Raw genomic sequence first — 26,042 nt, 5'->3', positions numbered from 1 at the left:
TCTCACTTGTCTTTTGTTGTCGTTGAAGCAGAGGCTGCGCTCGAGCGCGGTTGAATATAATGTCGGCGGTAGCGGCGTCCGAGGCCGGTCAGGATTTCGTAGGCGATGGTGCCCGCAGCCTCGGCAATGTCTTCAAGCGTCTGGTCAGGGCCAATCATCTGCACCAGACTGCCTTGCGTCAATGTTCCTTCGGGCAGAGCAGAAATGTCGACAATGATGCTGTCCATCGATACACGGCCGATAATGGGCAGGCGGACGCCGTTGAACCATACCGCGCCGCTGTTGCTGAGCGAACGGGGAAGGCCATCGGCATAGCCGGCCGCAATCGTCGCGAGGCGCTTTTGCGTCTCGACGCGGTATGAGCCGCCATAACCGACCAGCGAGCCTGCGGATACTGTTCGGGTCTGGATGACTGCGATGTCCAGTTTTACGACTGGTTTCATCGGGTTGGGTCGGGTCGTGGACGGGGCTCCGCCATATAGAGCGATACCAGGCCGCATAATCTGATGGTGGTAACCGGCGCCCAGAAAGATGCCACCCGAGTTCGAAAAGCAGATGGGCGCGTGCGGGAACGAGGCTGAGGCTTCGTGCAGCACGGCAAGTTGTGCGACGTTTGCCTGATGTTCCGGCTCGTCGGCACAGGCGAGATGGCTCATCACAAACTGGATTTCGATTTTCTCCAGCAGCTTTGGATTTGACAGGAGGAATGCGAGTTCATCGGCCGACAGGCCGAGCCGGCTCATGCCCGTATCGATCTGCAATGCCGCGGGAAGGGTGACACCCTGCTTTTCTGCAAGCTTCGACCATTGCGTGACTTGCTCAAGCGAATTGAGCACGGGGATGACATCCATTTCGACACAGGACACCTCGTTTCCGGGCTGAAGGCCATTCAGGACGAATATTCGAGCGTCCGAAGGAATGCGCAATCGAAGGGAAAGTGCCTCATCAATGTGGGCGGTGAAGAAGTTTCGGCATCCGGCATCATAGAGCACGCCTGAAACGGTATCGGCCCCGAGCCCATAAGCATCGGCCTTCACAACGGCTGCAGTAAGTGCCTCGGGCGCCATCGCGCAAAGTGCCAGATAATTATCCTGTACGGCGCCGAGGTCGATCGTCAGATACCCACTCGCTCCACCGGCAGCCTGTTGGCGGCTGATCTGCATGTCCATGGTTGTTCACCCTCATTATTATAGGAAGAGGGTATTGCAACGATTGTCGAATATCTTGGTAATTGTCAGAATAAAGTGCGAATGATGATAATTATGCGCAATTTTCGTCTAAGAATTGGAAGGATCTATGCCCGTACTCGATGCTACCGATCGCCACATCATTCGTCTGCTTCGGCTGAATGCCCGTATCAGCAACGCCAAGCTCGCATCAGAGGTTGGGCTCTCCGCTTCAGCCTGCCTGCGTCGCGTCGATATTCTCGAACGCGAAGGCATCATTCGTGGCTATACCGCACTGACGAGCGGGCTTGCGGGAGGCGAGGTCATCTCGGTTATCGTTCAGATTACCCTCGATCGTCAGACCGAGGACTATCTCAACCGTTTTGAACATGCCGTGCGCCGCTATCCGGAAATACGTGAATGTTATCTGATGACCGGCGGATCTGACTATTTTTTGCGCTGCGAGGCGGAAAGCGCCGGTGACTTCGAACGGATTCACAAGGAAATCCTCTCGAAGTTGCCGGGCGTTTCGCGCATTCATTCAAGCTTTGCCATTCGCAACGTGCTCGCAACACCGAAGCCAAGATGACGATCATCGGAGGCCGGAGCGGCTCGACGATCCCGTTTCACCTCCACATGCGATAGAAGTGATGCACCGGACCTCGTCCTTGCCCAACAGCAAGATCTCGTCCGGCTTCAAGCGCGCCGTGCAGATAGTCTTTCGCCAGGCCGACTGCGTCGTGCAACTGATGACCTAGCGCCAGATACGCGGTGATTGCAGCGGCGAGTGTGCAACCGGTGCCGTGGTCGTTTTTCGTTTCAAGACGTGCTGCTGAGAGGGCGTGCATCGCTCCATCGGTGAAAAGATAGTCCGTGCTTTCCTCGCCGGTGCTGTGTCCTCCCTTGATGAGGACGGCTTTTGCACCAACCTTCAATATGGCTTCAGCCTGCTCGATGATCTCATGTTTTGACGCGGCGAGCGGCCTTCCTGTCAAAAGGGCGGCTTCTGGCAGGTTCGGTGTGACAATGGTGGCGATTGGCAACAGTTGCTGGCGAAGCGTTTGAATTGCATCCTGGTGCAGCAGCCTGTCACCTGAGGTTGCCACCATCACAGGATCGAGCACCACGGGCTGGGGCTGCACGCGAAGCCGTGCGGCGATCGCTTCGATGGTTTCAATGCGCGATACCATGCCGATCTTGACCGCATCGACCTTCAGATCCGAAAAGACCGCATCCATTTGGGCGCTGATGGTACTAACGGATATATCCTCGACGGCCGTTACGCCCTTCGTATTCTGGGCTGTGATTGCAGTGATGACACTGGCGGCATAGACACCGAGCGCCGAGAAGGTTTTGATATCCGCCTGGATACCAGCGCCGCCACCGCTGTCCGAGCCTGCAATTGTCAAGGCAATGGCGGTCATGACGCCCTCTCTTTTAGCGAATTGTCGATCAGGGCACGGAAGTCACCGGCAGCCTTGGAGATGTCGGTGGCGCGGAATATCGCCGATATGACCGCGACGCCGTCGGCGCCTGCGGCAATTACGGCTGGAACGCGTCCAAGATCAATGCCCGCAATTGCGCCTACCGGCATGTCCGGCCTTTGCTCGCGCAAATAGGCTCGGAGTGTTGAGAGACCCTCAATGCCGACGGGCACATCGGGATTGACCTTCGAGACGGTTTCAAAAACGCCTCCAATGCAAGCGTAGTCGGCCGGCATAGCAGCAGCCCGAACCGCATCCGCCATGTTCTTGACCGTGAGACCGATGATGGCGCTACGACCTAGAATTTGTCGTGCAGTCTTTGCGTCCATGTCGTCAACACCAAGGTGTACACCGTCTGCTCCCGAGGCGAGTGCTACATCCACGCGATCGTTGATAACCAGGGGAACACCCGTGCCAATAATAGCTTCGCGGATCGCCCGTGCATTTTCGATCATGGCACGGGTGGAACTGGTTTTATCGCGATATTGCAGGATGGTTGCGCCGTTGAGCGCTGCACAAAGGGCAAGTTCCGATAGCGGGGCAATGTCAGAAAGACTGGCGTCGACCAGCGCGTTAAGGCGGTAATCAACTTGGGTCATGTTCGATCCTCGCGTGCATTAGAATGTCGTTGCCGGAAAGAGCTGAAAGCGCGTCCAGAAATGCCGGCTCAAAGCTGCCCGGCCCATTGGAATATTGTGCTGCAAGCTCAGCGGAAACGCCCGTCACGCTAAGGGCTGCGCTGGCTGCGGCGAGCGGATCTTTTTCAACCGCCATGAATGCAGCGATGACGCCACCGGAAAGGCAGCCGGTTCCGGTCACCTTTGCCATCCATGGGTGGCCGTTTACGATCTTTACGGCCCGATCTTTGGTTTTCAGGCGGTCGACTGGCCCAGTTTCGATGCTGACTATGCCAGGTAGATCGCCGATAAGGCTCATTTCGGCGTGATTGCCACGCACGATGGTCGGCCCGAGTGCAATAAGTTCGTGGGCGAAGGCCAATCTGGAGGGGGAGTAGTCGCAATGAACGGGATCGATGATCCACGGCTTTCCTTCAGCATTGGCTATATCGACGGCCAGTCTGATAACTTTACGGCGCTCCGCATCGAGAGTACCGAGATTGATCGTTAAGGCATCCGCCTTGATAACGAAGCTCTCGATCTCCTCGAGCGACGTGGTCATCGATGGAATTCCGCCGACGACTGTGATGCCATCCGCCGTGAATTTCTGAACCACCGTATTCATCAGGCAATGCACACGGGGGCGCATCTGCCTGACGGTTTCGAGAACCTCGGCCGCTTTCGCGGCTCTCGGTATTGTTTCTGCCACGGATGTCGTCATCATTCCAGTTCCACTGCGATGTCACTGACTGCAGGTGCCTTTTTGATCAGCTGCATCTCCTGCATGAATGCGCCAAATTTGGCGTAACGTTTGGTGTCGAGCGCGGCCGGGCGTTTGGCAAAACGCGGCAATGTATCGAAAAATGCGGACTTGTTCAGTTCGTCATCAAGGTTCGGATAGGCCTTGATGAAATTTTGCCACGATTCCTGCGGGTGGTTGGTGATGAAGATGGAAGCCTGCTCAACTGCGTCGAGGAAACGTGGCAGGCGGCTATCTGAGGCGGTCTCACGGTGTGCGACGAAAATCAGTTCGTCGTAAGCTGGAACACCGTGTTCCTCCGGGAAAAACGAACGGCCCTCATGGCCTTCAAGCTTCATTTGGGTCAGCTCGAAGTTGCGGAAACCGCCAAGCGTTGCGTCGACCTTGCCAGCAATCAGGGACGGGGAGAGCGAGAAATTCACATTAATGAGTTCAACGTCGTCTTTTTTCAGTCCGTCTTTCTCCAGCATTCGCTTCAGCATAGCATCTTCGAAGCCAGAGACCGAGAAGCCGACCTTTTTGCCCTTCAGATCCTTCAGGCTCTTGATCGGCCCATCGGCCAGCACCGTGATCGTGTTCAGCGGTGTTTCGACGAGCGTTCCAAAGCGGACAATGGGCAGCCCTGCGTCATGATCGAGATAAAGGTTCGGTTGGTAATGAACACCGATATCCGCTTGTTTTGCCGAAACGAGACGCGGTACGGCAGATGGGTCGGCAGGCGGGATCAGTTCAACATCAAGCCCTGCATCTGCAAATAGTCCGCGTTCCCTCGCGATTACCATGGGAGCGTGATCGGGATTTACGAACCACTCAAGGAGAACCGTCAGCTTGTCAGCCGCTTGCGACTGGGCTGGCACAAGCAAACTTGCTGCGGCAAAAAGGAGTGGCAAAAAAATTCTTTTCATGGTTCGGATTTCCTCCGCAAGTTTCTAGAATAAATAGGTTTTTTGACTTCGTGCGCCCAGGGAGCGAAGCCCTTGGTGGCTTGGTCGACAATCAGACGAAGCAGCACCGCCATCGCTGCCAGAATTGCCATCGCGGCAAACATGACGTCTGTTTGCATCCGGGCGTTTGACTGGATCATGACGAAGCCAAGGCCAGACGACGCTCCGACCCACTCGCCGATGATCGCGCCAAGCGGAGCAAGTGGCGCAGCAACGCGCAACCCGGAAACGAGCGATGGAAAAGCCAAGGGTACCCTCAACATGGTGAGGATCTGCCAATCGCTTGCCTGGGTCAGGGAGGCAGCATCCAGGATGTCGCGATCGGTTCTGCTGAGACCGTCGCTGAATGCGGATGCGACAGGAAAGAAGATGATCATCGCGGTCATGGCAACTTTCGAGGCCATGCCGAAGCCGAACCAGAGGACAAGGATCGGAGCAAGGACGAATACCGGAAACGCTTGAAGGACAATCACCATTGGCCACACAAGGCGTCCCAAACGTGGCATGGCGGCGATGAAGAATGCCACGGCAATCCCGCTGGCAATGCCCAATGCAAGGCCAATAGCCATCTCCGCCAAGGTCACGGCGGCCTGACTGAATAGGAAGCCGGATTGGCGCATGAAAACGCTGAAGACGTCGAATGGCGTCGGCAATATGTAGCGGGGAGGCGAGAGCAACCATGTGCCTGTCTGCCATACAATCAGCAGGACCAGCACGCCGTGCAACGCATGAGCGGCTCGCATGTGACTAGCGGCAAACGGATCTGAGGTGTCGCGTGACAATCAAACGGTAATGCAACATCATCAATCGATCTCCAGACATGACAATCACGGAGACCCAGGCAGAGCGGAGAAGAGAAAGAGTGTCCCATTGTAAGGCGACAGTTTCCGTTCCTACGCCGGTATGACCCGGATCAGGTTCAAGGGTCCGGCTCATCGCCATCTCAGCACCGTACGGTGCTCCCCTCGGAATGGGTCGGAAACTGTCGCTTTTTTAGCTTTCTGTCAACGGCTCAGATCGTCTGTACGGCTTCGAAAATTGAGCTGAATGCACTTCCGGCGCGATAGAATACTGCTGGCTTGCCGAGTGGGGCATCTACTGTGACATTCTGGCCGCCCGCATAACGCTCACCGCTCCAAACGTGAACCCAGTCAATATTGCCTGGCAGGTATAACGACCGGTCATTTTCACCTGCTTTCCATACCGGAGCGACGAGCAGGTCTGCACCATAGAGATAGCTGTCCTGGATGGCATAGGTTTGTCGATCGCTCTCAAAGTGCAGGAAAAGCGGACGCTGAACTGGCAGGCCGGTCTGTGCTGCCTCCGACGAAAGGGATTTCAAATACGGTGCAAGTGCAACGTAGATCGCCGTCATCCTTGCAAAGTGCTCCAGGACCTCGTCGTCCTGGTCAATTTGAATGTTGTCACGGGGTCTGTTGCCTTCATGGGTTCTCATGACGGACGTAAAAGCAGCCATTTCCGCCCAGCGCATGAGCAGCTCCGGTGTCCTCACATTGCCGAACAGACTGGTGTAGCCACCAATGTCGGAATGGTGATAGGCGTTGCCAAGCAGGCCGGAGGAAAGCGCCCCTGACATGACCGTGACAAGGCCGTCGTGTCGGGAAAAATCGACCGATTGATCTCCGCCCCACAGAAGCGGGCAGTGTGCCTGAACCCCGGTGAAGCCTGCTCGCATAAAAAACAGTGTCTCACCGGTCTTGCCGCGACTTTCAACAGCTCTGGCATTAACCTCGGCCCAGAGAGTTGGCCAGGCATTATGCATCAGTTTTGCATCCACGCCGTTGGCCAGGTGAATGTTGATCGGCAGGTATTCGCCGAAATCCGCCATCCAGCCGGACAGACCGAAGTCGAGCATATTCTTGCCGATGATTTCTTCGGCAAACCAGGTTGCTGCATCTGCATTGGTGAAATCGACAACGCCGCAGTCGAACTCCCCAAAATCGACCAGTGCAGTCTTTCCGTCATTGTCGGTTGCGAAGTAACCAGCTTTTTCAGCAATCGGAAACAGCGGGCCATCAACGCAAAGGTAGGGGTTGACGTAGCCGAGGAAACGAATGCCTTGATCGGCAAGTTCGGCGATCTTCTGGCGCAGATGCGGATAGCGTGTCTCATTTGCCTGCCAGTCCCAGAACAGGCGCGCACCGAACGAGGTCTGACGAAGGCCAACCCAATCTTCGCACCATAGGCCGGAAACCTTGGTGCCAGCAGCCATGATTTTTTCCAGCCGCGCAAAGGAATTCACGCCGTCCTTCAAACCAATGATCGCGCCGTTATAAACCCACTCCGGCAGTTCGGGCTGGCGACCGAAACGCAAAGAGAGCATCGAGACGATATCGGCAAAGCTATCGGCTGAGAAAAACTCGATCTTTTCCGGAATTGCCCAGATCTCCAGCTCGTGAAAATCATCGCTCCGGAAATCGAAGGCGGAATATGCGCTGGTCTCTATGTGGAGGGCGTATCTGCGAGACGAGAGGTAGGTCGGTTGGGGGTAATTGGTGTTGTAATAGTCACCCCCTGCCTTGCCACTGACGTCAGACTTGAATGTGATCTCTGTCGTCTTGTCGCGACCGACGCCCGGTTCGGAGGTCCAGAGCGGAAAACGCCGGCCACGCATGTCGAAGTAGGACATTTGCTCGCCGCCACCCCAGACATGCTCGTCAGGCTCCGCAACAGTCCGCAGCCAGAGGCGATTGATGCTTTCGTCAAGTGTCGTGAAGCGAAGGATGTTGCCGTCCAGCGTCAGTTGCAATCGCGGCGGCTGTCCCGCCGCAGATGCCAGCGAGATGGTATTGCGATCGACATCAGCGTGATGAAGCGGCGAACGTTCGACGACATAGTCTTCGATATCGAAGTTGCCGCGATACATATCCATCCGCTCCTGACCGAAACCGGCAAAGAATGCGGGTTTTTTTGGGGTATGGGTCAGGATCACGCGTCCGTCGATCGACAACGTGAATCCTTCATCAGTCTTTTCAAGTAACATGACTTAACCTTTTAGACCGCCTGCGGTGAGCCCGGAAACAACCCGCTCCTGGAAAATGACGATCAGAATTGCGACAGGCACAATGCCGACCACCAGTGCTGCCGAAATGACAGGCCAGGGGAAAGCGAACTCGCCCTGGTAGAGCTGAATGCCCACCGGAAGGGTGCGAAGAGCCGGGTTCGAGTTGAATGAAAGTGCAAGGAGAAATTCATCCCAGGCGTTGACGAAGGCAAGAATGCCGGCCGTGAAAACGCCAGGTGCACAGAGCGGTACGACTACCTTGAACAATGCGCCGATGCGGGTGCACCCGTCGATCATGGCGGCATTTTCTAGGTCGCGCGGAATACTCTCGAAGAATGAAACCAGCATCAGTGTACACACTGGAAGTGAAAGCACCGTGTAAGGCAATATGAGTGCCGTCCAGCTGTTGAGCAAGTTGAGCGCGCGCATAATTTCAAACAGTGGAACCAGCAGGGTGACCAGCGGAAACGTCGATACTGCGATGATAAGCGAAAGAATCAACGCCCGGTATTTCAGGTTGAGACGCGCTAAGGCATAGGCCGCCAATACCGAAATCAGGATCGTCAATGCAGTTGAAAGCAACGCTACCATGAAACTGTTGAAAAGAAACTGGTGCAGCGGTTGGTCGGAGAATGCCTGCATGTAATTGGCAAGCGTCGGCACATGGGGGAGCCAGGTGATCGGTTTTGCCGTGAGTTCTGCCTCTGTCTTGAGCGATGTGAACAGAATCCAGATCGCAGGAAACAGGCCGTTTACCAGAAGGATGGAGGCGGCAATAAAACGTAGCGGCTTGCCGGAAAAGAATGACGCGAGGCCGGAGGTGGCGACGGTGCTCATGATAATTACTCCTTGGCCCGGATAATGCGGAGATAGACGGCCGTCACACACATCGACAGCGCGAACATCATCACCGCAAGCGCCGAACCGTAACCGAGATCAAGGAACGATACCGTGTTCTGGTGGATGTACATGGCCAATGTCGTGGTTGATGTCCCTGGACCGCCACCCGTCATCATGAAAGGAATATCGAATGTCTGAAGCGCCGTAATCGTACGGAAGATAAGAGCCACGACGATGGAAGGCTTCAGGAGGGGCAGGGTGATTTCGAAGAATTGTCTGACTTTACCCGCGCCATCAACGTCTGCTGCCTCGTAGAGCGACTTGGGGATGGTTTGCAGGCCGGCCAGGATCATCAATGCCATGAAGGATGATGTTTTCCAGATGATCGTCAGGCAAATTGCAGCAAACGCCCAGTTAGGCGAATTGAACCAGATAACGCCTTCAAAACCCAGTCGGTTCAAGACATCGTTGACGACGCCATATTCATAATGGAAGAACCACGCGAAAATCAGACCGGCGAATGATAGTGGCAGCGCCCATGGAATAAGTAGCGACAGCCGCATCGGCCACTGCATCGTGAAGGGCAGGTTGGCAAGCAGCGCCAACCCGAGACCAACGAAAAGCGCTCCCGGCACAGTAATCAGCGTGATCAAGACCGTGTTCCAGGTGGTTTCCCAAAATACCGGATCATCGAACATCGCGACATAGTTTTCAAAGCCGATGAATTCCGCAGGCAAACCTGAGGTCAGAGAAAGGCTGAAGAAGCTCGTGTAGACCAGTCGCCCTACAGGATAGACAATGATAAGCGTCAAAAGGATTGCTGCGGGAGCCAGAAGCATCACCGCGAGAGGACCATCGCCGAGATCGAGCAATCGGACCCACCGGGGTGGCTTTTTCTCGTCGATCCTGACCATGGTTCTTTCTGGCATCGTCACGTCTGCCACTCCTGCAACTGGATTCACGTCAGTCGTCTCCCGATCGGACCGACATGTCGTCTGGTCCGTTTTACCGCGTCTGTCGGGCGGTTGTCTGCTTGAGAAAGTGGGCCGGAAAGATGCGGTTTATCAGCGCGCTTTCCGGCCGGGTTTTTATCAGCGAAGAACGCGTCTGAGACGGCTTTCCATCTGTTTGGCGCCATCTTCCGGCGTCATGACGCCCGCGAGCACGCCATTGACAGTGGTGCGGATCGTTTCACTGACTTCATTGTAACGCGGTGTTACGGGACGGGCCTTCGCTGTTTCGACAACCGGCAGCGCATCGGCGAACCAAGGGATGGTCTTGGTCACTTCACCATCCTTGTAGAGCGAGCCATAGGTCGGTAACAGTGCTGCATTGATTGCCATGAATTTCGAGACGTCCTCGCCCGACAGGTATTCGACCAGTTTCTTGGCTTCGTCCTGATGTTCGGAATACGCCGAAACGCCGAATTCCCAGCCGCCGAGGCAGGTTGCCTGTTCGCCACCCTTGACGGCGGGAAGGCGCGCAACACCAACATTGCCGGTAACAGCAGATTCCTTGCCCTGGAAATGGTTCCAGGCGTAAGACCAGTTTACTGCAAACAGCGCTTTTCCGGCCTGGAATTCCTTGCGGGTATCATCGGTTGCAACTTCGGAAATGTTTTTCTTGGCAACTCCTTCATCCACGAAGCTCTTCCAGAGCTTGAGCGAAGCGGTCGCCGCATTGCTGTCGAAGTTCAGCTTGCCGTGTTCAACCAGAGACTTTCCTTCGCTCCAGTAGGGAAGGAGGAAAGTGCAAACTGCGCCTTCGATCGCTTTTCCCTGGAAGGACAGACCCTGCAGGTCGGGGTTCTTTTCGCCCTCCATCACCTTCTTGGCAGCATCTTTCAGTTCGTCCCAGGTGGTGGGCGGCTGAATGCCGTATTTGTCGAGAAGATCCTTGCGATAATAAAGGAACATCGCGTCCGCAAAAGCAGGAAGGGCGACGATCTTGCCGTCAACCGTATTGGCTTCCGCGTAGGTCGGCAGATAGGATGACATATCCTTGCCGGAAAAATCGCTGGTCCAGCCTGCGGCTGCGAATTGCGCAGGACGGATGACGTCCAACATCAAGACGTCAAGGCTTGTGTCCTTCGCCGACATGATGGTGTTCAGGTACTGTGCCTGAGCTTCAGAGGTGTTGCCACCCGTCTCGATGGTCACCTTAACGCCTGGCGTTTTTGCCTCGTATTGGTCAAGCGCCTTGCGCCACACGTCGGGCTGGTGTTGGCTGGAGACGAAAATCTTGAGCTGCGTATCCGCCAGTGCCTGCCCTGTGAAGGCAAATAGGCCAGCGCAAAGTGCTGCTCCCGTCAAAGCTTTGAATTTCATGTTTTCCTCCCGTTTTGATATTTATGCGACAACGGACACAGCCGTATCAGTATTAATGGATCGACCGTTCCGTCTGTGCGTCGAAGAGATGCACCTTGGAGGGGTCTACACCGATATTCATGATTTGCCCGGGTATGGGCCGCTCCTGTGGCGGCATTCTTGCCGTCAGTGCGGCGTCGCCGAGGGTGAAATGGACCAGTGTGTCTGAACCGAGCGGTTCAACCACCTGTACGGTGACTGAAAGCTGGCTGGGAAAAGCCTCCGCCGGCCCAAAGTGCTCAGGACGGATGCCCACGATGACATCGCGACCCTCAAGTGCTGTTTCACGCGTCTTGCGGACAGCTGCCAAGGGTAGCCGATTTCCGTCACTGAAGGACAGGGTGTCACCGGTAACCCTGGCTTTTGCAAAGTTCATTGCAGGGGCGCCGACGAAACCGCCGACAAACACACTTTGCGGATTGTTGTAAACTTCGTCCGGCGTGCCAACCTGCTCGATATCGCCGCCCCGCAAAATGACGATGCGATCGGCCAATGTCATCGCCTCGACCTGGTCGTGGGTGACATAGATGATCGTCGTGCCGAGTTGCTGGTGCAGTCGCTTGATTTCGGTTCGGACCTGTCCGCGAAGCTTCGCATCAAGGTTGGATAGCGGCTCGTCAAACAGGAACACCTGTGGGCGCCTTACGATCGCGCGACCCATGGCCACACGTTGACGCTGGCCGCCGGAAAGTTGCCCTGGTCGACGATCGAGAAGGTGCTCGATCCCGAGCATCTTTGCAGCCTCGTCAATGCTGGCATTCGCCTGCGATGCGTTTACGCCACGTACTTTGAGGCTGAAACCCATGTTCTCGCGGACTGTTTTGTGCGGGTAAAGCGCATAGTCCTGAAATACCATGGCGATGTCTCGCTCACGTGGCGGCAGTTTGTTCACGACCCGGTCACCGATCAGAACGTCACCGCCGGTGATGCCCTCAAGGCCAGCGACCATGCGCAATGTCGTTGATTTCCCGCAGCCGGACGGGCCGACGAATACCACAAATTCGCCGTCGGCAATTTCGAGGTCGATACCTTTTACGATGCGCAGCGCGCCGTAACTCTTGTCCAGCTTTCGCAGGCTGACCGAAGCCATGTTTTCCTCCTCATGACCTGAATGTCCGACGTCACGACGACGCTGCGGTCAATTCAAGCCTCCAATAACGGCGCATCGTTCCCGGTCGGAATCTGACCCGTCGCCGGGATGATGCCGTGGGGCGGCGAAACGCCAATCTCCCTTGGTTAGTGATATTACCGTTCGTTAATAGGAAATCAATAGTGTATCAATTTTATTTCTGACAGAAATCAAAAACTTGCAAGCTGTTGAATTATAGAAATATATCCCGAAATTATGTCGCATTGGGGGCGCTCCTTCCCTTGCCGGCAGTCAAATTTCTATATTGCTCTGTGCTGCAAAATTCAGCGCATACGGGACACGTAACGCGCAACGCTATGGTCAAACCATGTCCATGAAACTTCGGCGACTGTTCCGTCCTGTGCCTGGCTGAGGCGTAGGACGCGTGGCACAAGAGAGCCGGCGTTTTGTCCGAAAATTTCCGGCGTCCAGTCCGGCGTCTTGCCGAGATCGATCCGATCCTCGGCCTTCGAGATCCAGAGGTTAAGCCGTGTGCGGTAATAGAGGTAGAGAGACTCGGAAAGGTTATCGAGAGTGATCTGGTCAACATACGAGCCGTCCAGCCAGATTTCCTCGATTGCTGCCGGTTTTCCAGAAATTCGGCGCAGGCGCCTGATCCGGTGGCCTTCGCTTGAGGCGCCGAAATCCGGAAGATCAGCGGGTTTTGCAAGTCTCTGCACGTCCAGAACCTCCGCCGTGGGCAAACCGCCGCCATTGATCAGTTCCAGTCGGAAAAACGCATAGACGCTCTGGGGATCGCTGACAGCGCGGATGTAGTTGCCGGACCCTTGAATGCGCTCCAGCAAACCGCGTTCCTGGAGTTCGGCGAGTGATTTACGCAACGTGCCAACCGCGATACCCAAATCTGCCGCCATGTCCCGTTCCGGAGCGAGCTTTTCGCCATCAATCAACCGGCCTGCAGCGACCTCTCTCACCAGCATTTCTGCAATCTGCAGATACATCGGCAGACTTCCACCCGTGTTCTTCATGTTTGCCACGCCTCCCGCTAAACAAAAATTGATACATCATTGATTTACATATTTCTTGATGTTATGCAAGAAAAACGAGAGCGGCATTGAGGAGGAAATGAATGACCGTCGTACCCGTAACATCCGCTGACATCGACGCTGCCGAGGTCTCCTGGTTCTCGGCGCTGTGTTCCGATGACTATGCCTATCTCGGCGTACCGGATGGCAGCCTGCGGTCGAGCTGGGAGCATTGCTCGGACATCGTCAAAAAGGCGGAGGAACTCGGATTCCGCAATATCCTTTGCCCTTCATCCTATCAGGTTGGGCAGGACACTTTGAGTTTTGTTGCGGGCTGTGCCCCGATCAGTGATCGTATCAATTTTCTTGCCGCGATCCGTTGCGGTGAGATGCAGCCTATCATGCTGGCGCGTACCGTCGCGACACTCGATCACATGCTGAAGGGCCGGCTGACGCTCAACGTAATCAGCTCAGATTTCCCTGGTGAAGTGGCCGATAGCGCCTATCGCTACAAACGCAGCCACGAGGTTGTACAAATCCTGCGACAGGCCTGGACACGCGATACGATTGATCACGATGGCGAGATCTACCAGTTCAAGGGGATATCGACTGACCCGGCGCGACCCTATCAGCAGAATGGTGGTCCGCTTCTCTATTTCGGCGGTTATTCGCCTGATGCTCTGGAGCTTTGCGGCGCGCAATGTGATGTCTATCTGATGTGGCCGGAAACGAAGGACCAGCTAGCCGATCGCATGCGCGCTGCCAATGCGCACGCTGCCGCGCACGGGCGTACTTTGGACTACGGGCTTCGTGTCCACATGGTCGTACGTGACACCGAAAAAGAAGCGCGGGAATACGCCGATCACCTCGTCTCTAAACTCGATGACGAGTACGGGCAGCTTATTCGCAATCGCGCACACGACAGCGGATCGCTCGGTGTCTCGCATCAGGCGCGCGCCCGCGAACTTGCAGACAAGTTTGGTTACGTCGAACCCAATCTGTGGACTGGCATCGGACGCGCCCGTTCCGGTTGCGGTGCTGCACTCGTAGGATCCACCGATCAGGTGCTTTCGGCGCTGGAGGATTACCAGAAGATGGGCATCCGAGCCTTCATCCTTTCCGGTTATCCGCATCTTGACGAAGCCGAACATTTCGGCACCAAGGTTCTCCCGCAAATGAAAACCTGCTCCCTGCCTCATGCCTATGGCCGGGTGCCCACTGAAACGCCTGCCACGCCGCTCGGCAACGGGGAACGCCACTGATGGAACGCATCGCTCTTTCTGAAACACTTGAACTCAGCCGCATCGTTTATGGCATGTGGCGCATCGGTGATGATGCGGATACCTCTCCGGCCCATGTTCAGGCCAAGATCGAAGCTTGCCTTTCTCAAGGCATTACGACCATGGATCAGGCCGACATTTACGGCGGCTATACCGCCGAAGCGATCCTTGGCGCCGGATTGAAGGCATCACCTTCGCTGCGCGATAAGATCGAGATCGTCACGAAATGTGGAATTGTAGCTCCCGTCGGTCGTCACGCCGCAGCTCGCGTGAAGCACTATGACACGACAGCCGGTCACATAAACGCCTCCGTTGATGCATCGCTAAAGGACATAGGAACAGATCACGTCGATCTCCTCCTGATCCATCGGCCAGATCCTTTGATCGATCCGGAAGAAACAGGCAAGGCGCTCGATGCACTCGTTGCCAGCGGCAAGGTGAAAGCTGTCGGTGTTTCGAACTTCCGCCCTTATGACTTTTCATTGCTGCAATCGGCAATGAGCAATCGCTTGGTAACGAACCAGATAGAGTTGAGCCTCGTCGCTACGGAAGCCTTCACCAATGGTGATCTTGCCTTCGTGCAGGAAAAGCGGGTTTTCCCGATGGCATGGTCGCCGCTTGGCGGAGGTTCGCTCTTCAGTGCCGATCGGGGAGAGCTGCTTGCCGCTTTGGAACGGATTGGCAATGAGCAGGGTGTAGATGCCACTGCAGTCGCCGTCGCATGGCTTCTACGTCACCCGGCCAGGATCATACCGGTGCTGGGAACCAACAATCTGGCGCGAATTGCTGCAGCATCTGATGCAACGCGCGTAAAGCTCGATCGTCAAACGTGGTTTGAACTCTACACACTTGCAACCGGACGTGAGGTGCCGTGATGACAATGGTTGAAGCAGTCAGCATGCCCAACGAACATGTTTTTGTTCCGGGTGGTGAAAATAGTCGCAGTTTCCGCAATGCGCTTGGCGCATTCACGACGGGTGTCACAGTTGTGACTGCCACGACGGCGGATGGACCGATTGGTATCACCGTAAACAGCTTTGCGTCGGTGTCCCTCGATCCGCCTTTGGTTCTCTGGTCGCCAGCCAAGAGTTCTTCGCGCCATACCGCCTTTAACGACGCAACGCATTTCGCCATCCATGTGCTAAGCGCCGATCAGGATTCTCTGTCGATGCGTTTCGTCAAAAGCGGTCGGGCTTTCGACGATCTGGCGTGGGAAACGAATGCGGAAGGTGTTCCGGTCATACCGGGGACTCTTGCTCGGTTCGAGTGCCGTCGCTCGGTGGCGCATGATGCGGGTGACCACACGATCATCATTGGCGAGGTGCTGCGAGCCGCACATCGAGATGGCGACCCGTTGTGTTTCTCCGGTGGTACGTTCGGCCGGTTTTCGAAGCAGTAATATTGGGCATTGCTTACGGCCGCCGCTTTCTTGACCCCTGGGTCAGGCGGCGACCGTTTCCGGTCGCTCGGGAAGATCCGGTTTTTCGGGCGCAGCATGCTGCTCTTGTGCTTTCTTCCTGGAAAACTTCCGCTTCAGGAATCCGCCAAAGCGGTCCATCTCCACGAAAATCACAGGCGTGATAAAGAGTGTCAGCAGTTGTGAGACGATAAGTCCGCCGACGACTGCAATCCCGAGCGGCTGGCGCAATTCGGAGCTTGCGCCTGACCCCAGCGCGATAGGCAACGCTCCGAGCAGGGCACAAAACGTTGTCATCATGATCGGACGGAAACGCCTTACACAGGCTTCGTGGATTGCACGGGGCGCCGGTTCACCTTTGTTGCGCATCAGTTCAACGGCAACATCGATCATCATGATCGCATTCTTCTTCACAATGCCGATCAGCATCAGTAGCCCAATCAACGCGATAATCGAGAAGTCCATCCCCATGACCTTCAGCGCTATCAACGCGCCAAATGCCGCTGCCGGTAAGCCCGACAGGATGGTCAGGGGGTGAATGAAGCTTTCGTAGAGTACCCCGAGTACGACATAGATCGTCAGAACTGCAGCAAGGATAAGTATCCCGGTATTGCCTTGGCTTTGCTGAAAAATTGCTGCTGTTCCGCCGTAACTGGTGAACACGTCCTGCGGTAGTCCAATGGTTGCCTTGATCTCATCGATACGCTTGGTCGCGTCAGACAGTGCTGTACCGTCCGGCAGGTTAAACGAGATTGTGGTGGAAACGAGCTGGCCTGTTTGGTTGATGGTCACCGGTGCCTGAGTTCGGGTCAACATCGCGAAATTGGAAAGGGGAACCAGCGCTCCCGATTTTGCGGAAAGAATGTTTATGTCGCTCAGGAAATCGTCATTCCAAGGTTTGGAACTGTCGAATTCGACGATCACATCGTAGCTGTCGCCGGTCGATTGGATCTGTGCGGCTGTGTAGCCGCCGAAGGACATTTCAAGGGTCTTGCGCAACTGGTCATTGGTAATGCCGAATGCGGCAGCCTTTTCCGGGTCGACCGTGATTGTTGCCGCGATAGCGCCATTCTGGGCGTCCGATGTTACGGCTGTGAATGTGTGGTCGCGGCGCATCGCTTCCATGAGCTTGCCTGACCACTCGTTCGTGGTATCCGCGTTCAGCCCTTGTACGACCAACTGGTACTGGCTGGCTGAACTGCGGCCGCCAAAACGCAGACTTTGCTGCGGGTTGATGTAGGTCCGGATACCGGCAATTTTGGAAGTTGCTTGACCAAGTTCGGCAAGTATCTGTGACAGAGGCGCGCGCTCCTCCTTCGGTTTCAGTTCGACGAACATCGAGCCGTTGTTCAGCGGATTGCGTGAGTTGCCGCCGACAATTGAGGTCACATGCACGACAGCAGGATTCGTGCGGATCGCATCTGCGACCTGTGCCTGCAGATCACGCATTGCACTATAGGAAATGTCTTCGCGTCCCTGCGTCGAGACAGAGAGACGCCCGATATCTTCTTGGGGGAAGAAACTTGAGGGCAGGGTTTGAAACAGTAGGGCTGAGGCGGCGATTGAAGCCAGAAAAGAAGAAAGGACGACCACGCGGTGAGACAGGCACCAGCCAACGGCTTTGCCGTAAAGACGTAAGGTACGTTCAAATCCCTGATCGAACCATCGGATGATAGCTGGTGGCTTGGATGAATGGCCAGAAAGTCGGGAGGCCAGCATCGGTGTCACAGTCAGTGAGACGAGTGCGGATGCCATGATCGCGAGAGTGACGACCATGCCGAACTCGTTGAACAATCGGCCGATAACTCCACCCATGAGGAGGATGGGGATGAAGACGGCAACAAGAGAGACGGACATGGAAAGGATTGTGCCGCTCACTTCGGCGGCGCCCTGCAGCGCTGCCTCACGCATAGGTAAACCCTCTTCATGGAGGCGCAGGATATTTTCGAGCATTACGATCGCATCATCCACGACCAGACCTACCGATAATGTCAACCCGAGCAGAGAGATGTTGTCGATACTGTAGCCGAGGACATACATGGCCCCAAAAGCGGTAATCAACGACAATGGTACGGCGAGGCCGGGAATGATCGTCGCAGTCAGATGGCCTGTGAAAAGATAAATGACAGCCACGACAAGGCCGATGGTCAAGAAGAGCGTGAATTGAACGTCCGAAATGGCGTCTTTGATCGCAGTCGAGGCGTCGTTCATCACGTTGATATTGACGGACGGTGGCAATTGTTGACGAAGCGAGGGGAGCTTCGCTTTGATCGCGTCCACAACGTCTACCGTGTTGGCATCCGGTTGGCGTTGCACGGCGAGAATGATGGCCTGTTCGCCGTCGAACCAGCTTCCGGCGTCGGTGTTGGCGATGCTGTCTGTTACTTTTGCGACGTCGCCAAGATGGATCGGAGCGTCATTATGAGTTGCAATTACCAGTGAACGGAAGGCGTCGGCGTCGGTGCGCTGTGTGTCTGCCTGTATCGTCAGTCGCTGAGCATCGTTTTGCAATGCTCCGACCGGGGCCTGATTGTTTGCCTGTGCGATTGCCGTCGTCACCGTATCGACACCAAGCCCACGCGCCTGGAGCTCTGCTGGGTCGAGCCCAACGCGCACCGCGTAGGTTTGTGCGCCGTAGATTGAAACCTGCGCGACACCCGAAATTGTGGACAGAAGTGGCGAGATGATATCTTCGGCGATCTCGTCCACCTTGCTCGTCGGCATCTCCTTGCTGTTGACTGCCAACAACAAAACTGGAGCATCCGCAGGGTTCGTTTTGCGGTAACTCGGCGTCGTTGTCATGTTGCTCGGCAATTGCCGTTGCGCGCGAGAAATGGCTGCCTGAACGTCGGCCGCGGCAGCATCGATGTCGCGGTTCAGATCGAACTGCAGCACGATGGAACTGTTGCCAAGTGTATTGGTTGCGCTGATTTCACTCACGCCGGGAATGGTCTCGAACTGCTTCACCAGAGGTGTTGTCACCGACGTTGCCATCGTCTGCGGCGACGCACCGGTCAACGATGACGAAACACTGATTGTCGGAAAATCGACCTTAGGCAGTGCCGCAACAGGCAGAAGTCGGAAACCGGCAAGGCCGGCCAGAATGAGCCCGATGGCAAGCAAGGTCGTCGCAACAGGGCGATTGATGCAAAAGCTGGGTATCATTGGTCACCAGCCGTTTTCCGGGAGAGATTGTCGGCAAGCGTGTTGTGATCACCCGCCTTGCCAGAGAACTGCTCATTGACGAATTGTCCGTCTGTCAGTTCTGACTGGCCTTCGACGATGACATGTTCGCCACCGTCAAGGCCGCTTGCGATTGCGGTGAGGTCAGCGTTCGAGCGGGCTACCTTCACTTCGTTCATGTGAACATGATGGCTTTCATCAACTGTATAGACGAAATCACCTTTCGGTCCCGGGCGCACCGCGACCGTCGGCAAGACGATCATCTCCTTGTTTGACGTGAAGTGGGTGGTAACGTTGACAGACTGGCCGGGCCACAAAAGACCGCGATCGTTCTTGAATTCGGCCTTGGCGAGAACTGTGCCTGATGTCTGGTCGACCGTGTTGTCATAGAAGCGCAGAGTGCCGTGCAGAGCTTCGCCGCCGGTCGCTGCAGGATCAACATCGACGACCGTATCCTTCTGAAGACCTTCTCTAAGTTCTGGAAGATAACGCTGAGAGAGCCGGTAACTTACCGAGATGGGATCGTATTTGGTGATTGTCACAACGCTGACCCCGGCACTTAGATAGGCTCCGGGACTGACACTGATATCGCCGAGCCTTCCGTCGAAAGGTGCGCGAATTTCCATGTGCTCAAGGGACACCTGATCGGCGGCAAGTGTAGCGCGATCAGCATCAATCTTTGCGTTCGCCGAGTCACGCGCTGCCCGAGCCTGGTCGAGGGCCTGCTGTGATTCCGCGCTTTGTTTGACGAGGTTGGCAGCGCGTTGGAATGCTGCCTCCGTCTGTTCAAGTGTCGCCTGGTCGGCTGCGATATTCGCCTTGTCTTTTTCGACTGCTGCGCTCGCGATGCGATCATCCATTTTAAGGATGAGGTCACCTGCCTTGATGTGCTGCCCATCATTCGCAGAGATCTGCGTTACCAATCCTGCCTGAAGCGGCGCAATGTTGGTTATGTCTGCTGCCACCGCCCAGCCTGTTGCTGACACGTCCATGGGCAGTGTGTCTTTGCCGGCTGCGATGGTGCTGACGGTCGGTGGACCGCCGTTGCGGCGGCCTGCGCCCTGCCTTTGACCGCCTTGCTGGTGTCCACTTTCCGTCGTTGCCGCCTGCTGACTTGTTCCAGGAACGGTGTGATCCGTATCAGGTACCTGTTGGTGAGAGGCTGGTGTGGCAAAATTCTTGAGGTAGGGGATCTCGTCAAGAGGTAACCGATCCCTGTAGGTCCATGCGCCTGTCGCCACAACAGCAACAACGCAAACAGTGGTCCAGAAACGTTTCATCTGGCAATTCCGCTAAATCAGCAGGTCATGCTTCCCGAACATGCGCGGCAAGCCTTTGTGTCGGCTTTGTTGCACAAGACACCCAAAGGCCCCCGAAATCACCTTAAACTTTTGTAATGGCGCGGATGCCAATGGGCGATCCAGCCTTGTGGCGCAGTAAAAAACCGCCCGTTTCCGGGCGGTTGTTCTTTGACAGGTTTCAGACGTCCGATCAGAACGCGCGGATGTTGTTGCGTGTCGACAGTGCATCGCCCGATACGTTCGAGGCGGTCGCCGGGACAGAGCCAACGAGATCCAGGAACTTGTAGAGTTCGGTGGCCTGCGAGTTCGTGACGTAGATGATGTCGCGGTCCTGCATCGGGAACTTCGTTGACGCGAAGAAGGTGGCCGGGTCGCGCAGATTGGCGCGGAAGATGACGGGCACTTCCTCGCCTGGGAACTTGGACGTGTTGACGCCCAGTTTCACGAGAAGTTCGCGGCTGACGATACGATAGATATACACTTGGGCTGGGTCCGCGCGCGAGTCGAGCAGGCCTCCTGCCTTGCCAAGTGCGTCCGACAACTTGAGGTCGGCATCTTCGAACTCAAATCGGCCGTTCAGGCCAGATGCACCAAAGGCCAGATAGGTGCGTCGTTCACGTTCGACCGTTACCGTGTCGCCCGGCACAACATAAATGTTTTCGGCTGGCGTAGAGATAAGGTGATTGTAATTGATACGGGCCGTTTTGCCGCGACGGATAAGCGTCACGTAGGATTCTATATTCGGTGCGCTCAGGCCGCCCGCTTGCGAAATCACGTCCAGAATACGGTCGCCCGCTTCAGTGAGTTGAACCTTCATGGGTTCTTTGACGTCGCCGATCACGGCAGCCTGCGCCGAGCGACTGGAAACCTTGGTGATCAGAGCCTGGGGCTCGATGGCGCGATTGGCGAGACGTTCTTCAATTTCCTGCTGGACGTCTTCGACGTTGCGACCTGTCGCACGGATTTTACCGGCATAGGGAACGCTGATATTGCCTTCGCGATCAACCGTCTGTTGCGGCAGGCTGATGAAGTTGCCTGGACGGCTGCCGGCATCGCTCGGAATGAAAAGGCCGCCAGCCTGACTTTCGAAGATTGCGACCTGAACCACATCCCCAACACCCATTGGCAGAGCGGGTACGCCGCCCTTGCCGCCACCGAAACTGCCGAGCAAGGTTGTGGTGGTCGTGTCACTGACATAGTTCAGAACGGCGCTATTGATGTCAATCAGCGCGTAGTCAACGCCAGCGGTTTTCTTCTTGTCCTGCGTCGTGAACTTTACAGAAGCGTTGGATTCGATTGTCGCCGCATCAGGGCCGGAAGCCGAGGTTGCCGTGCAGCCAGAAAGAGCTGCCGTTGCAAGCAGAAACGAAACATTCAAAAAACGCATTTGGTCCTCAAAAATTTTTTTGCCCAGATAAAACAGACGTGTTCCAGACATCGTATAAGTGCGTGAAAAAGAAATTATCCAAATGAAGCCGACAATAAATATAACCGTTGTTCTTTAAAATTAACGGAATCGCCCCCGAAATAATTACCCCTCGAAGCGCCTATGCCCAATTTCATCGGCATCTTCAAGTTTATTGTTCGGTAAAGAGCTCCGGTTCTTGTCACTTCACCGTCGAATTATTCTCCACGTTGTATGCATATGGCAGTCGATAGTTACTAAAGTATTTTCTGATATTCTCTTCAGAATATTGCATTTCGCTAGTGCAGTTTTGTCACGCCCCGGCAGTTTCTTTCATTGTAGGTTTGCTGAAGAAACCAATTGCTTGTTTTGTAAATGGTTTTTCAAAAAGCACATAGACTGTGGCTGCTACGACAATGCTGCAAAAGATACCAGCGACGAATACCAGGATCGTGGGCAAGCCCAGTTTTATGCCCACAATTGCTACAAGTTTGGTGGCGAAGGGGTGCGTCAGGTAAAGCGCATAGGATGCGTCTCCTGCGCGTGCCAACCATTTGCATGGGGCGCTTGCAGGGGCGTTCGGCCCCAGAATGATGGCGCTGGTAATGAGCAAAGCTGGAATGCCGCCAGTCAAGAGACGTGGCAAATAAAGATAGCTCTCCGTCTGATAGACACAGACAGCGGAGGTGACACCGGCGACCATCAGCGCCAATGATGTAAAAAAGGTAAGGCGCGCCGGGCGCATGAATATCATCGCCAGCAAAATGCCCAGAAGAAACTCGCCGATGATTGAATTGCCCCAGAAGCGAAGAAGCCACATGGATGGCGGAGCCAATGCTGCAGCGACCATCAGCGCGGAAAATGCACCGGCAAGGACCATTAGACCGGTCTTCCTCGACATCGACAGGACAACGGCAAAAAGCAGGTAGAACAGCATTTCGTAATTCAGCGTCCAGCCCAGCGAAAGCACGGGAAACGTCTGTCCGTCGGTGCGTTGCCACGGCAGGAACAGATACGATGCTGCGATGTGTTGAAGGTCAATGGCGTTGTTGTTGACGAGAGCGCCTGCAGCGACGATTGAGGCCACCATCAGCGTCGTGCAAAGCCAATAAAGGGGGGCAATCCGAAGGACGCGGCGTTTCAGGAAATCGCGCGAAACGCCAGGCTCCTGAAAGCGGTTGTGCATCAGGTAATACATGATGAAGCCGCTGATAACGAAAAAGATATCGACGCCCAGTCCCCAGTCGAGCGGATAGATCATTCGAAAACCTGCGTCGCGATCCTCGATTGCCACGCCCATATGCGCGAATGTTACCAAAAGCGCGGCGAAGAAACGCAAGATCTGAATGTTCGCAATATATTTGGGCGGCATAATAATATGTCGTTTCAAACGGAACTGAAATTGGCGTTTAAGGCTTGGTTTCTGATGCATCCGTACGTGCGGATGTAGCGTTTCTCGTAAGTGAATGAATTTAAAAAATAAAATTAAATCTTAAGTCGCGCGATGACGATCTACGCGTCATCTATTGCCGACTGTTCGTATTCAACATGGAAAAAGACGAATTGTCCATTCCGTACTGCTTCGCCGTCAGATTGACACTTAGTCGCGTTCTTGAGTGTGTAGCTATGCCCAATCCGCTTCTATGCTCGTTCCGCCAATGCAAAATTGACGGTGTCGGCGAATTCTCGCAGGAAACGTTCACGTGAGAAGCGTGCCGCGTTGTCGATGCAAGCGTTCTTGTCGAAGCGCTCAGAGTTGTCGACGAATTCCTGCACCGCAGCGCAAATCGCGTCAGGCGTCTGCTCCTTGAAATACAGGCCGGTTGGCTGGTTGGACGCACCGAGAGGAACCACGGTTTCCAGAACGCCACCCTTGCCATAAGCGATGACCGGTGTTCCGAGCGCTTGGGATTCGACCGGTACGATGCCGAAATCGTCTTCAGCGGCAAATACGAAAGCTTTCGCCTCGGCCATGTATTTGTGTAACTCGTCATTGCCGACAAAACCGAGTATCTCAATGTTGGGTGTGGCGATTTCCTTGATGCGTCGCATTTCCGGTCCGTCACCAATAACGATCAGACGTTTGTCGGGCATCTTCGTGAATGCCTCGACGATCAAAGGCACTTTCTTATACGGAACAAGGCGTGACGCGGTGACGAAATAGTCACCTTTCGCCTCGGACGGTGCGAGGTGGGAGGTGTCCACGGGTGGATAGATTACTGTCGAGTCACGACCGTAGCATTTTCGCACGCGGTTACGGATGAACTTGGAGTTGACCGTCATAAGGTCGACGCCGTTTGCGGTACGGATATCCCACATGCGGATGTAATGGAGTATTGCCCGGGCAAGCCAGGACTTCGGCCCGGTGTTTAGCTTCGTTTCCTTGAGATACTGGTGCTGCAGATCCCAGGCATAACGGATGGGGCTGTGAATGTAAGACACATGAAATTGTCCCGGACCGGTAATTACGCCTTTTGCCACGGCGTAGCTCGATGAAATGACCAGGTCGTATTGGCTGAGATCGAACTGCTCGATAGCCAGAGGCATCAGGGGCAGGTAAGAGCGGTACCTTTTTTTTGCAAAAGGAAGCTTCTGAATAAACGACGTGTGGACCTTTCGACCGCCAAGAAAACCGCGATCGCGTTCGTTCATGAAGTCTACCAGGCAGTAGAGATCCGCATGAGGATATATCTCAAGAAGGTTGTGAAGGACCTTTTCTGCCCCGCCACGGTCGGTGAGCCAGTCGTGCACGATTGCCGTCTTCATAATGTCCTCAAATCTAGGCGTAATAAAAATAGATTTCCCGCTGTCGCGTAAAAAATACTTGGCGGTTATTTGGGTCGTTGTCGTCTTTCGCGACTGAAATAAAAAATGTGCTGAAAGCCGAATTGTAATACTAAAAAAAAATTTAAAAAGTGACTGTATTCGGAAATGTAGTTGTCTTGCTCCTTGGTGCGCTTTGTTCGCAGTTGCGAAAACTTGGCTCCCCCTTATTTCCCGGCAAGATACCGCTCGTCAAGTATAAGCTTTTGCGGGGCTGTTTATAAGTCTTTGCTGAAATTTCAGAGGTGGATTGAGGTGCCAAGTGAAAAACGTCACCACTCTCGGCATTACATGCCGGGAATAGCTGACGTTACGAAAGGTACTTTATAACCTCGCCGCACACCCTCGTTTTCGGCAATGTTTCGGTACCATCGTAGAACATGGGGAAACTCTGAGAGTTCGATCTTGTGACGTGCGAAGCGGGACACCCATGGCCACAGCGCGATATCGGCGATGGAATAATCGCCGGCAACGAAATCAAAGCCCGCCAGTCTGTCGTTCAAGGTTGCATAGAGCCGGCGTGTGTCGAGCGCGAAACGGTCTTCCGCGAATGGGGCGCTTCCAGCGTTATACGTCAAGAAATAATGGGCGTAGCCAAGAGTCGGTCCAAAATTTGAGGACTGCCACATCAGCCATTCTATGACGGAAAGCCGCAATGTGTCGTCGCGTGGCAAGAGGCGACCAGTTTTCTCGGCAAGGTAAAGCAGAATTGCATTCGATTCCGTGAGAACGGTTCCGTTGTCATGATCGACGATCACCGGGATCTTGGCGCCAGGATTGATCCTCAGATAATCAGGCGAAAATTGCTCTCCTTTTTCAATATCAATCGCATGTACGCGGTAAGGAAGGCCGAGTTCCTCCAACGCAATTGATATCTTCAGTCCGTTAGGGGTGATCCAGGTGTAGAAATCGATCATGGCTCAGTCGAACATCGGTTCGTCCATCCGGAAATCCCGCAACGACTTCTTTCCGGTCACATCGGATAAGTCGTTGTAGAAACCGCGCAATGTCGATACCAGCTCGACAATACGGGGGTCGGTCACCCGGTAAATCACTGCTTTACCCTCACGCGTCCCGTCTATTACGCCTGCTGCTCGCAATTCCGATAGCTGCTGTGACAAGGTCGGTTGTTGTATCCCGAGTTCGAACTCAAGAGCTGAAACAGAAGCCTCCCGTTCCATCAGATAACAGACGATCGCCAAGCGGTTGGCATTGGCAATCAATTTCAAAAGGTCGCTCGCTTCGCCGACGCTGCGACAAATGCGATTTGAGATCGGTTTTGTCATTTGAATAGCCGCTTTTCACATTATAAAAAC

At 54.9% G+C, this 26,042-nt stretch carries 23 protein-coding genes and 1 riboswitch; of the genes, 4 read left to right on the top strand and 19 right to left on the bottom strand.

Annotated elements, in window-relative coordinates:
• Positions 1-2 precede the first annotated feature (2 nt).
• Entirely contained in the window at positions 3-1,169 is a 1,167-nt protein-coding gene (alr, locus tag HWX89_RS05345) for an alanine racemase (RefSeq protein WP_138793351.1), read from the bottom strand.
• 127 nt (positions 1,170-1,296) lie between these two features.
• Here alr and HWX89_RS05340 point away from each other — a divergent pair, with 127 nt between their 5' ends.
• Positions 1,297-1,755 carry an Lrp/AsnC family transcriptional regulator gene (locus tag HWX89_RS05340; RefSeq protein WP_138793350.1) on the top strand — a complete coding sequence of 153 codons (459 nt, stop codon included), beginning with the start codon at positions 1,297-1,299 and terminating at the stop codon, positions 1,753-1,755.
• Between the two features lie 37 nt (positions 1,756-1,792).
• Here HWX89_RS05340 and thiD read toward each other — a convergent pair whose 3' ends face one another.
• The 11 genes from thiD to HWX89_RS05285 form a co-directional block, all read right to left on the bottom strand.
• Positions 1,793-2,590 (bottom strand): bifunctional hydroxymethylpyrimidine kinase/phosphomethylpyrimidine kinase, encoded by a 798-nt coding sequence (gene thiD / locus HWX89_RS05335; protein ID WP_138793349.1) that lies wholly within the window; start codon positions 2,588-2,590, stop codon positions 1,793-1,795.
• Positions 2,587-3,249 (bottom strand): thiamine phosphate synthase, encoded by a 663-nt coding sequence (gene thiE, locus HWX89_RS05330; protein WP_138793348.1) that lies wholly within the window; start codon positions 3,247-3,249, stop codon positions 2,587-2,589. Before thiE ends, thiD begins: the two co-directional genes overlap by 4 nt.
• Positions 3,236-3,991, bottom strand: a complete 756-nt coding sequence (locus HWX89_RS05325) for a hydroxyethylthiazole kinase (protein WP_502707580.1) — start codon at positions 3,989-3,991, stop codon at positions 3,236-3,238. Before HWX89_RS05325 ends, thiE begins: the two co-directional genes overlap by 14 nt.
• Positions 3,988-4,932 carry an ABC transporter substrate-binding protein gene (locus HWX89_RS05320; RefSeq protein WP_138793347.1) on the bottom strand — a complete coding sequence of 315 codons (945 nt, stop codon included), beginning with the start codon at positions 4,930-4,932 and terminating at the stop codon, positions 3,988-3,990. Before HWX89_RS05320 ends, HWX89_RS05325 begins: the two co-directional genes overlap by 4 nt.
• Positions 4,929-5,714, bottom strand: coding sequence for an ABC transporter permease (locus tag HWX89_RS05315; protein ID WP_138793346.1), 786 nt, complete (start codon positions 5,712-5,714; stop codon positions 4,929-4,931). Before HWX89_RS05315 ends, HWX89_RS05320 begins: the two co-directional genes overlap by 4 nt.
• 130 nt (positions 5,715-5,844) lie before the next feature.
• Positions 5,845-5,947, bottom strand: a riboswitch (TPP riboswitch).
• Between the two features lie 36 nt (positions 5,948-5,983).
• Positions 5,984-7,975, bottom strand: a complete 1,992-nt coding sequence (locus tag HWX89_RS05310; protein ID WP_138793345.1) for an alpha-glucosidase — start codon at positions 7,973-7,975, stop codon at positions 5,984-5,986.
• A gap of 3 nt (positions 7,976-7,978) precedes the next feature.
• A complete protein-coding gene (locus HWX89_RS05305) occupies positions 7,979-8,833 on the bottom strand; it encodes a carbohydrate ABC transporter permease (protein WP_138793344.1) in 855 nt (284 codons plus the stop codon).
• Between the two features lie 5 nt (positions 8,834-8,838).
• Positions 8,839-9,750, bottom strand: a complete 912-nt coding sequence (locus tag HWX89_RS05300; protein ID WP_178340675.1) for a carbohydrate ABC transporter permease — start codon at positions 9,748-9,750, stop codon at positions 8,839-8,841.
• 177 nt (positions 9,751-9,927) lie between these two features.
• Positions 9,928-11,163, bottom strand: coding sequence for an ABC transporter substrate-binding protein (locus HWX89_RS05295; RefSeq protein WP_138793343.1), 1,236 nt, complete (start codon positions 11,161-11,163; stop codon positions 9,928-9,930).
• 52 nt (positions 11,164-11,215) lie between these two features.
• Positions 11,216-12,292 (bottom strand): ABC transporter ATP-binding protein, encoded by a 1,077-nt coding sequence (locus tag HWX89_RS05290; protein ID WP_138793342.1) that lies wholly within the window; start codon positions 12,290-12,292, stop codon positions 11,216-11,218.
• Between the two features lie 323 nt (positions 12,293-12,615).
• Positions 12,616-13,320, bottom strand: a complete 705-nt coding sequence (locus tag HWX89_RS05285) for a GntR family transcriptional regulator (RefSeq protein ID WP_138793341.1) — start codon at positions 13,318-13,320, stop codon at positions 12,616-12,618.
• A gap of 101 nt (positions 13,321-13,421) precedes the next feature.
• Here HWX89_RS05285 and HWX89_RS05280 point away from each other — a divergent pair, with 101 nt between their 5' ends.
• From HWX89_RS05280 to smoA, 3 genes are read left to right on the top strand one after another with little or no spacing between them, the layout of a single operon-like run.
• Positions 13,422-14,579, top strand: a complete 1,158-nt coding sequence (locus HWX89_RS05280; RefSeq protein ID WP_138793340.1) for an LLM class flavin-dependent oxidoreductase — start codon at positions 13,422-13,424, stop codon at positions 14,577-14,579.
• Positions 14,579-15,472: an aldo/keto reductase gene (locus HWX89_RS05275; RefSeq protein WP_138793339.1), complete on the top strand. Its 894-nt coding sequence runs from the start codon at positions 14,579-14,581 to the stop codon at positions 15,470-15,472. The genes HWX89_RS05280 and HWX89_RS05275 overlap by 1 nt, the downstream gene beginning before the upstream one ends.
• On the top strand, positions 15,472-15,996 hold the full coding sequence (smoA, locus tag HWX89_RS05270) for an NADH-dependent FMN reductase SmoA (protein WP_138793338.1): 525 nt from the start codon (positions 15,472-15,474) through the stop codon (positions 15,994-15,996). The genes HWX89_RS05275 and smoA overlap by 1 nt, the downstream gene beginning before the upstream one ends.
• 42 nt (positions 15,997-16,038) lie before the next feature.
• Here the strand turns inward: smoA and HWX89_RS05265 are convergent, their stop codons facing one another.
• The 7 genes from HWX89_RS05265 to HWX89_RS05235 form a co-directional block, all read right to left on the bottom strand.
• Positions 16,039-19,179, bottom strand: coding sequence for an efflux RND transporter permease subunit (locus HWX89_RS05265; RefSeq protein ID WP_138793337.1), 3,141 nt, complete (start codon positions 19,177-19,179; stop codon positions 16,039-16,041).
• Entirely contained in the window at positions 19,176-20,477 is a 1,302-nt protein-coding gene (locus HWX89_RS05260; protein WP_138793336.1) for an efflux RND transporter periplasmic adaptor subunit, read from the bottom strand. Before HWX89_RS05260 ends, HWX89_RS05265 begins: the two co-directional genes overlap by 4 nt.
• A gap of 211 nt (positions 20,478-20,688) precedes the next feature.
• The gene (locus tag HWX89_RS05255) at positions 20,689-21,885 is read right to left on the bottom strand and encodes a polysaccharide biosynthesis/export family protein (RefSeq protein WP_138793335.1); all 1,197 of its coding nucleotides are present in this window, start codon (positions 21,883-21,885) and stop codon (positions 20,689-20,691) included.
• Positions 21,886-22,216: 331 nt separating this feature from the next.
• The gene (locus tag HWX89_RS05250; protein WP_178340632.1) at positions 22,217-23,275 is read right to left on the bottom strand and encodes an acyltransferase family protein; all 1,059 of its coding nucleotides are present in this window, start codon (positions 23,273-23,275) and stop codon (positions 22,217-22,219) included.
• A gap of 269 nt (positions 23,276-23,544) precedes the next feature.
• Positions 23,545-24,669, bottom strand: coding sequence for a glycosyltransferase family 4 protein (locus tag HWX89_RS05245; RefSeq protein ID WP_138793333.1), 1,125 nt, complete (start codon positions 24,667-24,669; stop codon positions 23,545-23,547).
• Positions 24,670-25,013: 344 nt separating this feature from the next.
• Entirely contained in the window at positions 25,014-25,643 is a 630-nt protein-coding gene (locus HWX89_RS05240; RefSeq protein WP_138793332.1) for a glutathione S-transferase family protein, read from the bottom strand.
• 3 nt (positions 25,644-25,646) lie between these two features.
• The gene (locus HWX89_RS05235) at positions 25,647-26,012 is read right to left on the bottom strand and encodes an ArsR/SmtB family transcription factor (protein WP_138793331.1); all 366 of its coding nucleotides are present in this window, start codon (positions 26,010-26,012) and stop codon (positions 25,647-25,649) included.
• Positions 26,013-26,042 lie beyond the last annotated feature (30 nt).

This window comes from Rhizobium sp. RM (genome assembly GCF_013390595.1).
Classification (GTDB): Bacteria; Pseudomonadota; Alphaproteobacteria; order Rhizobiales; family Rhizobiaceae; genus Agrobacterium.
The sequence above is the reverse complement of the archived record's forward strand: the minus strand, read 5'-3'. Positions and strand labels throughout refer to the sequence as shown.